Source organism: Dactylosporangium sp. CA-139114 (assembly GCF_050955725.1).
Taxonomy (GTDB): domain Bacteria; phylum Actinomycetota; class Actinomycetes; order Mycobacteriales; family Micromonosporaceae; genus Dactylosporangium.
In genome coordinates this window covers 2,730,900-2,745,283 of record NZ_CP192080.1, presented here as the reverse complement: position 1 = coordinate 2,745,283, position 14,384 = coordinate 2,730,900, and the positions used below count along the sequence as shown (strand labels likewise).

The 14,384-nt window shown below is 75.1% G+C and carries 15 protein-coding genes; all 15 read left to right on the top strand.

Going from position 1 to position 14,384, the window contains the following annotated elements:
- The first annotated feature begins 50 nt into the window (after positions 1-50).
- Complete coding sequence (locus ACQP2P_RS12395; RefSeq protein WP_433615701.1) at positions 51-1,472, top strand: class I adenylate-forming enzyme family protein; 1,422 nt, start codon at positions 51-53, stop codon at positions 1,470-1,472.
- Positions 1,469-1,744 carry an acyl carrier protein gene (locus tag ACQP2P_RS12390; protein ID WP_433615699.1) on the top strand — a complete coding sequence of 92 codons (276 nt, stop codon included), beginning with the start codon at positions 1,469-1,471 and terminating at the stop codon, positions 1,742-1,744. Before ACQP2P_RS12395 ends, ACQP2P_RS12390 begins: the two co-directional genes overlap by 4 nt.
- A 2-nt stretch (positions 1,745-1,746) precedes the next feature.
- Positions 1,747-1,989: a hypothetical protein gene (locus tag ACQP2P_RS12385; protein WP_433615697.1), complete on the top strand. Its 243-nt coding sequence runs from the start codon at positions 1,747-1,749 to the stop codon at positions 1,987-1,989.
- Positions 1,990-2,062: 73 nt separating this feature from the next.
- On the top strand, positions 2,063-3,130 hold the full coding sequence (locus tag ACQP2P_RS12380) for a beta-ketoacyl-[acyl-carrier-protein] synthase family protein (protein ID WP_433619111.1): 1,068 nt from the start codon (positions 2,063-2,065) through the stop codon (positions 3,128-3,130).
- Positions 3,127-3,585, top strand: coding sequence for a beta-ketoacyl synthase chain length factor (locus ACQP2P_RS12375; protein ID WP_433615696.1), 459 nt, complete (start codon positions 3,127-3,129; stop codon positions 3,583-3,585). The genes ACQP2P_RS12380 and ACQP2P_RS12375 overlap by 4 nt, the downstream gene beginning before the upstream one ends.
- Complete coding sequence (locus ACQP2P_RS12370; RefSeq protein ID WP_433615694.1) at positions 3,582-4,844, top strand: beta-ketoacyl-[acyl-carrier-protein] synthase family protein; 1,263 nt, start codon at positions 3,582-3,584, stop codon at positions 4,842-4,844. The genes ACQP2P_RS12375 and ACQP2P_RS12370 overlap by 4 nt, the downstream gene beginning before the upstream one ends.
- 29 nt (positions 4,845-4,873) lie before the next feature.
- Positions 4,874-5,974 carry a 4-hydroxyphenylpyruvate dioxygenase gene (gene hppD / locus ACQP2P_RS12365; protein ID WP_433615692.1) on the top strand — a complete coding sequence of 367 codons (1,101 nt, stop codon included), beginning with the start codon at positions 4,874-4,876 and terminating at the stop codon, positions 5,972-5,974.
- A complete protein-coding gene (locus ACQP2P_RS12360; protein ID WP_433615691.1) occupies positions 5,971-6,888 on the top strand; it encodes a phytanoyl-CoA dioxygenase family protein in 918 nt (305 codons plus the stop codon). Before hppD ends, ACQP2P_RS12360 begins: the two co-directional genes overlap by 4 nt.
- 19 nt (positions 6,889-6,907) lie before the next feature.
- A complete protein-coding gene (locus ACQP2P_RS12355; protein ID WP_433615689.1) occupies positions 6,908-7,705 on the top strand; it encodes a DUF3050 domain-containing protein in 798 nt (265 codons plus the stop codon).
- Positions 7,706-7,716: 11 nt separating this feature from the next.
- Positions 7,717-8,682 carry a thiamine pyrophosphate-dependent dehydrogenase E1 component subunit alpha gene (locus ACQP2P_RS12350; protein ID WP_433615688.1) on the top strand — a complete coding sequence of 322 codons (966 nt, stop codon included), beginning with the start codon at positions 7,717-7,719 and terminating at the stop codon, positions 8,680-8,682.
- Positions 8,679-9,659, top strand: coding sequence for an alpha-ketoacid dehydrogenase subunit beta (locus tag ACQP2P_RS12345; protein WP_433615687.1), 981 nt, complete (start codon positions 8,679-8,681; stop codon positions 9,657-9,659). The genes ACQP2P_RS12350 and ACQP2P_RS12345 overlap by 4 nt, the downstream gene beginning before the upstream one ends.
- A 1-nt stretch (position 9,660) precedes the next feature.
- Positions 9,661-10,431, top strand: a complete 771-nt coding sequence (locus ACQP2P_RS12340) for an SDR family NAD(P)-dependent oxidoreductase (protein ID WP_433615686.1) — start codon at positions 9,661-9,663, stop codon at positions 10,429-10,431.
- 11 nt (positions 10,432-10,442) lie between these two features.
- On the top strand, positions 10,443-12,074 hold the full coding sequence (locus tag ACQP2P_RS12335) for an AMP-binding protein (RefSeq protein ID WP_433615685.1): 1,632 nt from the start codon (positions 10,443-10,445) through the stop codon (positions 12,072-12,074).
- The gene (locus ACQP2P_RS12330) at positions 12,067-13,464 is read left to right on the top strand and encodes a condensation domain-containing protein (protein WP_433615683.1); all 1,398 of its coding nucleotides are present in this window, start codon (positions 12,067-12,069) and stop codon (positions 13,462-13,464) included. The genes ACQP2P_RS12335 and ACQP2P_RS12330 overlap by 8 nt, the downstream gene beginning before the upstream one ends.
- Positions 13,461-14,384, top strand: coding sequence for a 3-oxoacyl-[acyl-carrier-protein] synthase III C-terminal domain-containing protein (locus ACQP2P_RS12325; RefSeq protein WP_433615681.1), 924 nt, complete (start codon positions 13,461-13,463; stop codon positions 14,382-14,384). Before ACQP2P_RS12330 ends, ACQP2P_RS12325 begins: the two co-directional genes overlap by 4 nt.

The window sequence follows — 14,384 nt, the reverse complement described above, 5'->3', positions numbered from 1 at the left end:
CCCCCGGCCGCCGATGCGTCGTGCCGCAACGAGCAGAAGGGGGTGCCGCGGTGAGCGCACCGGCCCTGGACCCGAGCTGGGTCGACGACGTGCTGCTGGCCGGCGGGCCCGGCCGTCCCGATGCCGCCCCCGCCCTGGTCCTCGACGCCCCGGTGACCCGCGCCGGGCTGCGCCGGCTCGTCGAGCAGCGCCAGGCGGTGCTGGCCGCGGCCGGCATCGGCGCGAGCGGCCCCGGCGACTCGGTGGCGATCTGTCTCGCCCCGTCGCTCGCCTTCGTCGCGAACCTGCTCGCCTGCTGGCGCCTGGGCGCGCGGGCGGCCCTGCTGGACCACCGGCTCACGCCGTTCGAGATCGACGCCGCCCTGCAGCGGCTGGCCCCGCAGGCGGTCGTGTCCGCCGAGCACGCCACCGGCGGCCCGCTGCGCGGCTTCCAGGACGTGCAGGAGCGCGTCGCCACCTACCCGGGCCGCCCGTCCGAGACCCCGCACGCGCTGGTCCAGCTCAGCTCCGGCTCGACCGGGCCGTCGAAGGTCATCGCGCGCACCGCCGCCGGCCTCGTCGAGGAGCTGGAGCGCTACGTGGCCATCGGGGCCGGCGTGCCCCAGCCCGGCGAGCGCATCGTGTGCCTGGCCTCGATGGTCCACGTGCTCGGCCTCGTCGGCGGCCTGCTCCACGGGCTGCACGCCGGCGCCCAGGTGGTCGTGCCGGCCCGGATGACCGCGGACGGCATCCTCGCCGCGGTCGCCGCCGGCCCCGAGCCCACCACGCTGCTGGGCGTGCCCTTCCACATCGAGCTGCTGTCGGTCGGCCCGACGCCGCCGCGCCTGCCCCAGCTCACCGGGATGACCACCGGCGGCGAGCTCGTGCGGGCCGGCGTGCACGACACGTTCACGGACCGCTTCGGCATCCGCCTCGGCAACATGTACGGCATGACCGAGGTCGGCGTCATCGCCACCGACCTCTTCGGCGAGCACCGCCCGGCCCTGACCCCGGCGCCCGGCCTGCGGGTGCGGGAGGAGCACGGCGAGCTGCTCGTGTCGCTGGCCGAGTCGCCGTACCTGGGCCTGTCCGACCCGGCCCGCTGGGCCGACGGCTGGCTGCGCACCCGCGACGCCGGCACCGTGGACCCCGCCACCGGGCGGCTGCGCGTCCAGGGCCGCAACGACTCGCAGGTCTCCGTCGGCGGGCTGAAGGTCGACCTCACCGAGGTGGAGCACACCCTCGCCGCGCTGCCCGGCGTCGACTCCGCCGTCGTCACCCACGACCAGGCCATCGAGGCGTACGTGATGCTGCGCGAGGACGCCACCGCCGAGCAGGTCCAGGCCGAGCTCGCCCGGCGCCTCGCCGCCTTCAAGCGCCCGCGGGTGCTGCGGATCGTGCAGCAGCTGCCCCGCACGGCCACCGGCAAGCTCGTCCGCGACCGCGCCCTGCTGGTCGCGGCGTCCATGAAGGAAGGAAACACCGAGGCATGAGCGACGACACCGCCACCGAGATCCGGCAGTTCCTGCTGGACTCGCTGACCGAGATGCACTACAGCACCGACGACGTCGACGACGACACCGCGCTCGGCCCGGCCGGCGCCGACCTCGAGTCGCTGTCGCTCGCCGAGCTCGCGGTGCGCGTCGAGGACCGCTTCGGCGTGCGCTTCGACGACGACGAGGCCGAGAAGCTCGCGAGCATGACCGTCGGCGAGTTCATCGCCGCCGTCGCCGAGCGCCGGGCCCCCGCGGCCGCGGGCAGCTGACGGTGGCACCTTCGGCACCGTCGCGCGACGAGGTCGTCGCGATGCTGGCCACCTACGGCGACCGGCGCCGCGAGGACGTCGCGGAAGGGATCGACTCCCTCGAGCTGGCCTGGCTGCTCCACCAGCTCGAGCAGCACTACGGCACCGTGCTGGAGCTCTCCGACGAGGAGCTGGCCCGCATGTCCACCGTGGACGGTGCCGTCGCGGTCCTGGCGCAGGTGCGGGCCGAGACGGGCGCCCGGTGACGTCGTGACCAGCAAGGGCGAGACGGACGTGCTGATCACCGGCCTGGCCGTGCTCAGCGCGTTCGGCCGGGGCATGGGCGCGCTCGCCGCCGGCCTGGACGCCGGCCGGGCGGCGTTCGCGCCCGTCACCCGCTTCGACGTCGCCGGGCGCCGGGTCGGCGTCGCGGCCACGCTGCCGGGCGACCCCGACCTCGACGACGAGCTGTGGTGGCTGCTCGACGAGGCCTGCGACGAGGCGAAGCTGGGCACCGCCGAGCGGGCCGCCGCGCCGCTGTTCCTGGCGGTGCACGGCGACCCGCGGCTGGCCCGCTCGGCCCCGGCGCAGCGGCCCCGCCACGGCGGCAGCGCGTTCGCCGACGGCCTCGCGCGCAACACCGGGCTCGGCCCGTCGCGCGCCTACACCTCCGCGTGCGTCGCGGCGAGCACCGCGATCGCGGACGCCGCCGGGATCATCGCGCGCGGCGAGGCGGACCGGGTCGTGGTCGCCGGCGGGTACCTGGTCGAGCCCGACCAGTACGCCCTCTTCGACGCCGGCCGCGCGTTCGCCGCCGACGGGCAGGTCCGCCCGTTCAGTGCCGGCCGCCGCGGCCTGCTGCTCGGCGACGGGGCCGGCGCCGTGGTGCTGGAGTCCGCGGCGGCGGCCGGCGAACGCGGCATCGAGCCCCTCGCCCGCCTGGCCGGCTGGGGCCGCGCCGGGGACGCGCACCACCCGTGCCAGCCGCATCCGCGGGGCCGCGGGCTCGCCCGGGCCGTCGCGGGCGCCCTGCGCCGGGCCGGGGCCGAGCCCGGCGAGGTCGGCTACGTCAACGCGCACGGCTCCGGCACCGCGCAGAGCGACGCCGCGGAGACCCTCGCGCTGCGCGCCGCCCTGGGCGAGCACGCCGCGACGGTGCCGGTGTCGTCGACCAAGGCGCTGCACGGGCAGGCGCTGGAGGCCTCCGGCGTGCTCGAGCTCGCGGTGACCCTGCACGCGCTGCGCGGCGGGCTGCTGCCGGTCAACGCGGGCTACCTGGAGCGCGACGAGCAGTGCGCGCTCGATCTGGTGCTCGGGGCACCGCGCCCGGCCTCCCCGGCCTACGCGCTCAGTCTGAATGCCGCCTTCGGCGGCGCCAACACCGCGCTGCTGGTGGGCGCAGCATGAGTGGCTCGACACTCACCGTCCTCGCGTCGGCCGAGTGGCCCCGCGACGTGGGGCCGCCGAAGCTGGCCGGGTTCGTGCACTCGGACTTCAACCCGCTCGTCGCCGCCGTCGCCGGGCGTTGCCTGGAGGCGGCCCCCGGCCCGGAGCCGCAGACCGCGGTGATGCTGGTGAGCGACGAGGGCGACATCGCCAGCGCCGAGCACGTGGCCAAGGCGGTCGACGCCGGCACCCGGATCGGGCCGCTGTTCTTCTTCCAGTCGGTCCCCAACGCCGTGCTCGGCCACATCGCCGCCAGGTGGGGGCTGACCGGCCCGGTGAGCTGCCTGTGCGACACCGCATCGGCGCTCGATTCGGCCCGGGGCCTGCTGGCCGACGAGGACGCCCGACGGGTGCTGCTCATCGACGTCACCGCGGACCCCGCCACCGCAGTGCTGCTCTCGGAAGGAACACCATGAGCGCGCGCCACGCCGCCGTCACCGGCATCGGACTCGTCACGCCCGTCGGCGCTACGGCCGCCGAGGTCTTCGACGCGATGTGCGAGGGCCGTTCGGGGCTGTCCCGCCCGCCGCAGGACCATCCGCTGGCCGGCTCCGTGGACGTGGCCGCGTTCGGCCCCGCGATCGACCCGCGCTCGGTGCTGCCCGGCCCGGACGCGCGGCTCGTCGACCGGTACATCGTGATGGCCCTCGCCGCCGCCGAGGCCGCGCTCGCCGACGCCGGGATCGTCGCCGGGCGTGACGTCGACCCCTACCGGGTGGCCGTCATCCTCTCCGGCACCGGGGGCCTGGCGACCCTCGACGCGCAGGCCGTGCAGCGCGACCGGCGCGGCCGGGCCGGGGTGAGCCCGTACCTGCTGCCCGGAATGCTGCCGAACATGGGCGCGGCCCGGGTGGCGATGCGCTACGGCCTCATGGGTTTCAGCTCCTCGGTCGGCACCGCGTGCGCCGCCGGCGCCCAGTCCATCGGCGAGGGCCTGCGGCTGCTGCGCGCCGGCGAGGCCGACGTCGTCGTCTGCGGCTGCAGCGAGGCCCCGCTGTTCCCGACGCTGGCCGACACCTTCGGCAACGCCCGCGCCCTGGCCCGCGGCTGGGCCGACCCGGCCGAGGCGAGCCGCCCGTTCGACCGGCGCCGCAACGGCCTCGTGCTGGGCGAGGGCGCCGGGGTCATGATCCTGGAGCGCCCCGAGCACGCCGACGCCCGCCGCGCCGCCCGCCACGCCGACCTGCTCGGCTGGGGCGCGACGAACGACGCGCACCACCCGACGACGCCGCGCCCCGACGGCACCGCCGCGGCCGAGTGCATGCGCCGCGCCGTCGCCGACGCCGGGCTCGGCCCCGCCGACATCGGCTACGTCAACGCGCACGGCACCTCGACGAAGCTCGGCGACGTCGCCGAGTCCCTCGCCATCCGCGCCGTGTTCGGCCCGCACACCCCGCCGGTCAGCTCCACCAAGGGCGTCACCGGGCACATGCTCGGCGCCTCCGGGGTGGCCGAGGCGGCGGTGACGGTGGAGGCCCTGCGCCGCGGCGTGCTGCCGCCGACGCACAACCTCGACGAGCCCGACCCGGCCTGCGACCTGGACCACCTGCGCGCACCCCGCACGGCGCCGGTGACCCATGCGCTGTCCAACTCCTTCGGCTTCGGCGGCCACAACGTGAGCCTCGTGTTCGCCCCGCCCGGCACCCGGCCGACGAACGAGTGGACGAAGGCCTGACCCGCCCCGAACCCCGAAAGGGACCCGCAATGGATATCCAGGACACCGACCACGTCGAACTGTACGTGGGCGACGCGCGCGCGGCGGCGGCCCAGCTCTGCGCGCAGTACGGCTTGCGCGTCTACGGGCAGGGCGGCCCGGAGACCGGACTGACCGGCCAGCGCAGCGTGCTGCTCGGCCAGCGCGACATCCGGATCCTGCTCACGTCCGGGCTCTCCGGCGGGCACCGGGCCAGCCGGTACGTGGCCCAGCACGGCGACGGCGTGGCGATCGTCGCCTTCGGGTGCCCCGACGCCCGGGCGGCCTTCGCGGCGGCGGTCGCCGCGGGCGCCACCCCGATCGAGGAGCCCCGGACCGTCTCCCACGGCGGCTCGACCGTGGTGATCGCGGAGGTGTCCGGCTTCGGCGACGTCACGCACCGGCTGATCCAGCGCGACCGCGCCGACCCGCAGTTCCTGCCGGGCCTGATCGACATGCCGGCCGGCGTGACCGTGCCGGCCGCGGGTGACCTGCTGCACGAGATCGACCACGCGGCCGTGTGCCTGCCGGCCGGCGAGCTCGAGCGCACCGTCGCCTCCTACGAGCGCGTCTTCGGCTTCGCGATGATCTTCCAGGAGTACATCGAGGTCGGCGAGCAGGGCATGCAGTCCAAGGTGGTGCAGAGCCCGTCCGGCGGGGTGACCTTCACGCTCATCCAGCCCGACATCAGCCGCCGCGCCGGGCAGATCGACGACTTCCTGGCCTGGCACGAGGGCGCCGGGGTGCAGCACCTGGCGCTGAGCACGCACGACATCGTCGGCGCGGTGCGCGCGCTGGGCGAGCGGGGCGTCGAGTTCGCCCAGACGCCGGGCAGCTACTACGACATGCTCGCGGCGCGCCTCGGCGAGACCGACGTCCCCGTCGAGGACCTGCGGCCGCTCGGCATCCTCGTCGACCGCGACCACTGGGGCCAGATGTACCAGATCTTCGCGAAGTCGACGCACATCCGGCGCACGTACTTCAACGAGCTCATCGACCGCCACGGCGCGCGGACGTTCGGCACGAGCAACATCCCCGCGCTGTACGCGGCGAAGGAGCGCGAGCTGGCGGCGGTCCGCGATACCACTGCCTCGGAAAGGACCGTCCTGTGACCGTTTCCATCGAACGCGGCTTCGCGCTGTCGGCGCAGGACCTCGCGCTGCTGCCGACCGACGAGGAGGTCCTGCAGTACGCGCGCAGCGGCTGGTACCTCACCCGCAAGCTGTTCACCGACGACGAGGTCGACGAGCTCGTCGCGGCCAGCGAGCGGTTCTACGCGGGCGAGCGCGCGCGGACCCTGCCCGTCCGCCCGCCCCGGCTGGCCTACTGGACGCCCGGGCACGGCCCGGTGCAGCGGCACAACGACTACGTGCACTACGAGAGCGACGACATCGCGCGCATCCTGCGCAAGCCGGTCCTCGGCGCGGTCGCGGCCCGCCTCGCCCAGGCCGACGAGATCCGGATCTTCCAGTCGACGCTCATCTACAAGCCGCCGATCGCCGGGGAGCCCTCCAACGTCGTGCCGTGGCACTTCGACCGCCACTACTGGCAGTCGTGCACGTCCGAGGACATGCTCACCGCGTTCATCCCCTTCCACGACTGCGGCGTCGAGATGGGCACCATCACGATGGTCGACGGCAGCCACCGGTGGGAGGAGATCGGCGCGGACGACTCGACCACGAAGCACTTCGCCGACCGCGACAACGACGACCTCGAGAAGATGCTGGAGCGCAACGCGGCGCACAACGGGGCCGAGGTGCGCAAGGTGCCGATGGTCATCCCCAAGGGGCACATGAGCTTCCACCACTGCCGCACCTACCACGGCAGCGGCGCGAACGTGAGCGGGAGCCCGCGGCGGGCGATCTCGTTGCACCTGCAGCCGGGCTCGAACGAGTACCGCGCCTACCAGCTCGAAAGCGGCGACGTCGTGCAGTACAACCACGACGTCCTGGTCCGCCGTACCGCCGACGGCCGGCCCGACTACGCGGACCCGCAGTTCTGCCCGGTCCTGTGGCGAAACGCCTGAACCCCCTGAAGGAGATCGCATGTCCCGTTACGACTGGGGCCGGCGCCACCCCGGCATCGACCGCCTCGAGGAGCTCATCGCGAGCGCCCGCGAGGAGGTCGTCACCCACCCCATCTACGCCCGGCTGGACGACCTGCGAGCGGTGCGCACGTTCCTGGAGCACCACGTCTACGCCGTGTGGGACTTCATGTCCCTGCTCAAGTCGCTGCAGCGCAACCTCACCTGCGTCGAGGTCCCGTGGATCCCGGCCGGGCCGACGGGCAGCCGCCGGCTCATCAACGACATCGTGCTGGTCGAGGAGAGCGACGAGCTGCGGGGCGGGTTCATCAGCCACTTCGAGCTGTACCTCGAGGGCATGACCGAGGCCGGCGCCGACCGCTCGGCCGTCGACGCCTTCATCGACCTGCTCCGCGCCGGCACCCCGGTGCCGGCCGCGATGCGGCGGGCCGGGGTGCCGGCGCCGGCCGCCGAGTTCGTCGCGCTCACCTGGCACCTCATCGACACCGCGCCGGTGCACTGCCAGGCGGCCGCGTTCGCGTTCGGCCGCGAGGACCTGATCCCGGACATGTTCCAGCAGGTCGTCAAGGTCAACGAGCAGGTCGGGCAGCTCGACACGTTCGTGGACTACCTGGCCCGCCACATCGAGGTCGACGGCGAGCAGCACACGCCGATGGCCATGCAGATGGTCACCGACCTGTGCGGCGACGACGAGGCCAAGTGGGACGAGTGCGCCGCGACCGTCAACCTCGCCCTGGCCGCCCGGGCGAAGCTGTGGAGCGGGATCCTCGCCGAGATCGACGCGACCGTTCCGGCCTGAGGGGACCGACCGTGACCGACGCCGCCGGGCTGTACCGGACCGTCCGCCTGATCCGCCGCTTCGAGGAGCGGGCCGTCGAGCTCGTCCGGGACGGCACGATCGTCGGCGGCATCCACCCGTACCTCGGGCAGGAGGCCATCGCGGCCGGCACGTGCGCCGCGCTGCGGCCCGGCGACGTCATCACGAGCACCCACCGCGGCCACGGGCACGTGCTGGCCAAGGGCGCGGACCCGGCGCGGACGATGGCCGAGCTGGCCGGCCGCGCGACCGGGCTCAACCGCGGCCGGGGCGGGTCCATGCACGCCGCCGACTTCTCGCTGGGCATCCTCGGCGCCAACGCGATCGTGGGCGCCGCGGTGCCGATCGCCGCCGGGGCCGCCTGGGCCGCCCGCCGCGCCGGCCTGGACCGGGTCGCGCTGACCTACTTCGGCGACGGCGCGGTGAGCCAGGGCGTGGTGCTGGAGACGTTCAACCTCGCGGCGCTGTGGAAGCTGCCGGTCGTGCTCGTCTGCGAGAACAACGGCTTCGCCACCACCACCCGCGTCGCCGACGCGGTGGCCGGCACCATCACCGGGCGCGCCGGGGCGTTCGGCATCCCGGCGTCCACGGTGGACGGTGCGGACCCGGAGGCCGTACTGGCCGCGGCGCGCGCCGCCGTCGAGCGCGCCCGGGCCGGCGAGGGGCCCTCGCTCGTGGAGTGTGTCGCCTACCGGTTCGACGCCCACCACACCTGGGAGCACGCGGCCCGGCCCCGCTACCGCACCGACGCCGAGGTCGCCGACGGCACGTCCCGCGACCCCGTGCAGATCCAGGCCGCGCGGCTCGGCCCGGCCGAGCGGGCCCGCGTCGACGACGAGATCGAGGACGTCCTGGAGGCCGCCGTGCGCTTCGCCAAGGAGAGCCCCATGCCGGACCCCGATACCGCGCTCGAGCACCTCTACGCCGACGGCCTGCGGGTGCGGGTGGGTGCGGCATGACGATCCTGTCGTACCTCAAGGCGCTCAACCGCGCGATCGCGTCGGAGATGGAGCGCGACCCGGCCGTGTGCGTGTTCGGCGAGGACGTGCGCGTCGCGGTGAGCAACGTGACCACCGGGCTGCACAAGAAGTTCGGGCCCGAGCGGGTCGTCGACATGCCCATCTCCGAGCAGGCGTTCACGAGCTTCGCCACCGGTGCGGCCCTGTGCGGGCAGCGGCCGCTGATCGAGTTCCAGATCCCGGCGCTGCTGTTCCTGGCCTTCGAGCAGATCGCGAACCAGGCGCACAAGTTCTCCCTCATGACCGGCGGGCAGACCCGGGTGCCGGTGACGTACCTGCTGCCCAGTTCCGGCTCCCGGGGCGGCTGGGCGGGCCAGCACTCCGACCATCCGTACAGCCTCTTCGCCCACGTCGGCGTGAAGACCGTCGTGCCCGCGACCCCCGCCGACGCCTACGGGCTGCTGGTGACCGCGATCCGCGACGACGACCCGGTGGTGGTCTTCGCCCCGGCGGGCGCGGCCGGCGTGCGGGCCGACGTGGACTTCGCGGCCCTGGAGCCGATCCCGCTCGGGGTGGGCCGCGTCCACCGCGCCGGGCAGGACGTGACGGTGGTCGCGGTCGGCCATCTCGTCCACGACGCGCTCGCGGTCGCCGAGGAGCTCGCCGGTACCGTCTCCGTCGAGGTCTTCGACCCCCGCACCCTGCACCCCTTCGACTGGGCGGGCCTGGCCGCGTCGCTGGAGCGCACCGGGCGGCTCGTGGTCGTCGACGACTCCAACCGCTCCTGCGGCATCGCCGGGGAGATCCTCGCCTCGGCCGCGGAGGGGATGCGCCTGGTCGCGCCCCCGCGCCGCGTGACCCGCCCCGACGGCGCCGTGCTGCCGTTCGCGCGCGAGCTCGACCTGGCGCTGCAGCCCAGCCGGGCCCAGCTGCGGGCCGCGGTCGAGGACGTCGCCAAACTGGGTCAGGAGGCCTGACGTGCCGGTCGCACTCGTCACCGGCGGCGCTGGCGGCATCGGGGCCGCGATCTGCGCGCGGCTGGCCGCGTCCGGCTGGTCGGTCGTCGTCGCCGACCTGGACCTGGACGCGGCCGAGCGGGTGGCGAAGGAGTGCGGCGGGACCGCGGTGCGCGCCGACGTCGCCGACCCGGCCGGCAACGCGGACATGGTGGCGCGGGCCCTCGGCACGCACGGCGCCCTCGACCTGCTCGTGCTCGCCGCGGGCATCCAGTCCGACGTGCCGCCCGATCCCGGCGTGGACGTCGTGCGGTACCGCCGCGCCCTGGGCGTGAACCTCGACGGGGTCGTGTTCGGCGTGGACGCCGCCCTGCCGGCCCTGGAGCGCTCCGGCGGGCAGATCGTCGCGGTCGCCTCGCTGGCCGCGCTCGGGCCGGAGCGGGCCAACCCGGTCTACGCGCTCACCAAGGCCGCCGTCGTCGGCTACGTGCGGGCCCTGTCGACCCCGCTCGGGCCGCGCGGCGTGCGGATCAACGCGTTGTGCCCCGGGTTCACCGACACCCCGTTCCTGGGCATCACCGGGCGGCTGCTGCGCAAGCAGAGGATCCCGCTGCTGAGCCCGCACGAGGTCGCCGCCGCCGTCGAGACGGTCGCGGCCGGCTCCGGCACCGGCGAGGTCTGGGCGCTGATCCCCGGCCGCCCCGCCACCCGCCACGAGTTCCCCGCGTTGCCGCCCGCCCTGCGCGCCGACGGCACCGAGGTCGTCCTGAAGCCCTTCCTGCCGGCGAAATAGAGGGAGACACCATGGCTGCTGCGAACATCCGGGCGGCGCTCGCCGCCGACCCGAGCGTCGGGGCCGGCAACGTGCTGCACAAGCTGATCGAGCACGGCGCCCCGCCGGACGGGCCCGGCATGACGTTCGACACCCCGGTCGACGGGTTCCCGGCCTGGCACCCGCTCACCCTCGGCGAGCTCTACACCCGCGCCGCGGCCCGCGCCGCGTGGCTGCACGCGGCCGGGATCCGCCGCCGCGACCCCGTCGCCGTCTACGTGAGCAGCGCCGCCGACTGCTTCCTGCACTGGATGGGCCTGACCTGGCTCGGCGCCATCCCGGCGCTGATGAACCCGAACATTCCCGGGGACATCGCGGCGCAGTACATCCGCAAGCTGCGCGGCGTCGCGCTGCTCACCGACGCGGCCCACCGCGAGCGCCTGGAGGGCCAGGACCTCAGTGACCTCGCGGTGCACGACGTGGCCGGGACCGGCCGCGCCGACCCCGCGGACGCGCCCGTGGCGTTTCGCCACCACGCGGACGACCCGATCGCCATCACCCACTCCTCCGGCACCACCCGGATGCCGACCGCCGTCGTGCACTCGCACGCGAGCCTGTTCCACGCCACCCGCCGCATCCGGCTCAGCGGCCCCCGCGCCCAGGGCACCGAGCGCATCCTCAGCGCCCTGCCCGCCCCCCACGCGGCCGGCATCATGACCATCAACCACGCCCTGAGCAACCGCTCGGAGCTGGCGTTCCTGTCGCGGCAGGACGACGGCGACGCGGTCCTCGCGGCCATCCGCGACTGGAGGCCCACCGGCGTGTTCGGCTTCGCCGTCACCTGGGCCGAGCTGGCCCGCTACGACCTCGCCGCGCAGGACGTCGACTCGGTGTCGCTGTGGTTCAACACCGGCGACTGCGCGCACGAGCCGCACATCCGCAACCTCGTCAACGCCGGCAGCCGCAACGTGGTCACCCGCGAGGGCGTGCGGCGGGTCAAGGGCTCCAGCTTCGTCGACGGGCTCGGCTCGACCGAGATGGGCCACAGCGCCTTCCACATCACCCACCGCAGCGACACCGAGCGCTACGGCCGCTGCGTCGGCGTCCCGCACGTCTTCGCCGACGTCGCCCTGCTCGACACCGAGACCGGCGCCGAGGTGCCGGTCGGCGCCGTCGGGCACTTCGGGCTCAAGTCGCCGACGCTCGCCCCCGGCTACTGGAACGACCACGTCAACACCTACCGCAACCGGCTGGCCGGCTACTACCTGACCGGCGACCTCATGTACCGCGACGAGGAGGGTTACTACTACCACGTCGACCGGGCCGTGGACGCCATCGACCTCGGCGGCGGCGAGTGGCTCTACACCGCCATGTCGGAGGAGCGGATCCTGCGGGCGGTGCCCGAGGTGCGCGACTGCACCGTGGTCTCGGCCCGCACCCCGCAGGGCGCCGTCGTCACCGACGTGCTGCTCTCCCTGCACGCCGGGGCCGACCCGGCGGCGGAGCGCACCGAGGCGGTCCGGGGCGCCCTGACCGCGGCCGCGGGTGCGACGCTGCGCAACGTCGTCGTCTTCGGTGCGGACGACATCGTGGTCGGGCCGACGGGGAAGGTGCGCAAGTTCCTCATGCGCCAGCGGCACCTCGCCGCGATGGCGCATGCCTGACCCGGCCACGGCCAAAGCCACGGCCACAGTCACGGGCACGGCCGCGCGCGTGGCGCCCGGCGCGGGTGCGCCCGGCGTCGCGCTCACACCCGTCCGGCGGATCCCGGTGCGGTTCAGCGGCGACGGGGCCGGCCTGGGCGAGCTGTCCTGGGGCCAGCGCGAGATCTGGCTGACGATGCTGCGCCAGCGCTCCTGGCTGCCCATCGGCGGCTGGTCGCGGCTGGCCCCGGGCACCACGCTGGCCGGCGTCGCCGACGAGCTGCGCTGGATCATGCGGCGCTACCCGCCGATGCGCACCCGGCTGCGGTTCACCGCCGGCGGACGGCCCCTGCAGAGCGTGGCCGGCCGCGGCACGATCGGCCTCGACGTCTTCGACTGCCCGGACGACGCCGACCCCGAGGCGTTCGTGGTCGCGCTCGACGCGCGGGACCGGGCCCGCCCCTTCGACTTCGTCGAGGAGTGGCCGGTGCGCATGGCCGTGGTCCGGCACCGCGGCGCGCCCACGCACCTGTCCACGGTCATGACCCACCTGGTCACCGACGGCCTCGGCGGGCGGCTGTTCCTGGCCGAGGTCGCCGGCCGCGCGAACGCCGATCCCGACACCGGCCCGCCGCCCCTCGACCAGGCGCGGTGGCAGGCGAGCGACGCCGGCCGGCGCCAGAACGCCAAGGCGCTGCGGCACTGGGAGCGCACCATCGCCCGCCTCCCCGCGAAGCCGCCGCCGGCCGCCGGGCGGTTCCTGCGCGGGGAGCTGCGCACCACCGCGCTGCCGCTCGCCGTGCACGTGCTGTCGCAGCGGGCCGACGTCGACTCCTCGCAGGTGCTCATGGCGCTGTTCGCGCAGGCGCTGCCCGGGGCCGGGCCCGCGGTGCTGCGCCCGATGGTGAGCAACCGGTTCCGGCGCGGGTTCGAGCGGGTGGTCGCCATGGTGGCCCAGCGCGGCATCTGCGCCGCCGACGTCGCCGGGGAGCCGTTCGCCGAGGCGCTGCGGCGGGTCGGGGTCGCGGCGATGGCCGCGTACAAGTACGCCTACGTGGACCCGGACGCCGTCGCCGGCCTCTACGCGCGGGCGGGCGCCGACCCCGACGCCGGGCTGTGGTGCAACGACCGCCGGGTCGCCACCCGGCAGGGCTTCGGCGGGCCGGTGCCGGACGCGGACGCGCTGCGCGCCGCGGCCCCGGGCGCATTGCGCTGGACCGTCGAGCAGGACGACCCGTTCGACCCGCTCAGCATCGACATCGACGACGACGGTGAGGACCCCGGCGCGCTGCTGCTGACCGTGTTCACCGACACTTCCCGGCTGCCGGCGGCCGGGGCCGAGGCGCTGCTGCGGCGGGCCGAGGAGCGCGCCGTGCGGGAGGCGATCGCGATGCTGGAGGAGACGCCATGACGACGCTGGCCGGGATCGGCACCTTCGTGCCCGGGGCGCGGGTCTCCATCGAGTCCTACGCCGAGGAGTTCGACCTCACGCCGATGCAGGTGCGGGTGTTCCGCCGCTACCACAAGCTCGGCGAGGCGGCCCGCTCGGACGAGTCGCTGACCGGGCTGCTGCGGCTGGCCCTCGAGGACCTCGCGCTGGACGAGCAGCGCAAGGCCCGGGTCCGGTACGTGCTCTACGCCCGGACGTTTCCGGTCGTCGTGCCGTACCCCCGCAATCCCCTGCACGACGCGCTCGCCGCGGTGGGCCTCGGCCACGCGCAGGCGTTCGCGGTCGGGCAGCAGGCGTGCGCGTCCGGGCTGCTGGCCGTCGACCTCGCCGGGCGCCTGCTCGCGGCCGACGGCGACGACGGGCTGGCGATCGTGCTGGCCGGGGAGAAGGCGTTCACCGGCGAGGCCCGGTTCGTGCCGGAGACCTCGATGTTCGGCGAGGGGGCGGCGGCCTGCCTCGTGGCCGCGTCGGGCGAGCGGGACCGGCTGCTGGCCTACGTGGCCCGGCTGCGCGGCGAGTTCGACGGGGACCTCGACGAGGTCGCGCAGGAGTTCCAGCGCATCTACCACGACGCGCTCGGCGAGGCCGTCACCGCCGCGGTGGCGCGGGCCGGGCTCGGGCTCGGCGACATCGCGGTGATCCTGCCGCACAACGTGAACCAGGTCGCCTGGCAGCGCACCTGCAGGCGGATCGGGTTCCCGCTGGAGCGGGTGCTGCTGGAGCACGTCGCCGCCATCGGGCACGTGTTCTGCGCCGACGCGTTCATCAACCACCGGACCGCGGTCGAGCGCGGCCTGCTGCGGCCCGGGGACCGCTACGTGATCGCCGCCGCCGGGGCCGGCCGCGGCGCCACGTTCTCCGCCATGGTCTTCGAGCACTGA

Excerpts from the sequence above, each read along its gene's own strand:
- ACQP2P_RS12380 (WP_433619111.1), top strand. The coding sequence starts at position 2,063 with ATGGGCGCGCTCGCCGCCGGCCTGGACGCCGGCCGGGCGGCGTTCGCG.
- ACQP2P_RS12345 (WP_433615687.1), top strand. The coding sequence starts at position 8,679 with ATGACGATCCTGTCGTACCTCAAGGCGCTCAACCGCGCGATCGCGTCG.
- ACQP2P_RS12370 (WP_433615694.1), top strand. The coding sequence starts at position 3,582 with ATGAGCGCGCGCCACGCCGCCGTCACCGGCATCGGACTCGTCACGCCC.
- ACQP2P_RS12325 (WP_433615681.1), top strand. The coding sequence starts at position 13,461 with ATGACGACGCTGGCCGGGATCGGCACCTTCGTGCCCGGGGCGCGGGTC.
- ACQP2P_RS12355 (WP_433615689.1), top strand. The coding sequence starts at position 6,908 with ATGTCCCGTTACGACTGGGGCCGGCGCCACCCCGGCATCGACCGCCTC.
- ACQP2P_RS12390 (WP_433615699.1), top strand. The coding sequence starts at position 1,469 with ATGAGCGACGACACCGCCACCGAGATCCGGCAGTTCCTGCTGGACTCG.
- hppD (WP_433615692.1), top strand. The coding sequence starts at position 4,874 with ATGGATATCCAGGACACCGACCACGTCGAACTGTACGTGGGCGACGCG.
- ACQP2P_RS12375 (WP_433615696.1), top strand. The coding sequence starts at position 3,127 with ATGAGTGGCTCGACACTCACCGTCCTCGCGTCGGCCGAGTGGCCCCGC.
- ACQP2P_RS12335 (WP_433615685.1), top strand. The coding sequence starts at position 10,443 with ATGGCTGCTGCGAACATCCGGGCGGCGCTCGCCGCCGACCCGAGCGTC.
- ACQP2P_RS12330 (WP_433615683.1), top strand. The coding sequence starts at position 12,067 with ATGCCTGACCCGGCCACGGCCAAAGCCACGGCCACAGTCACGGGCACG.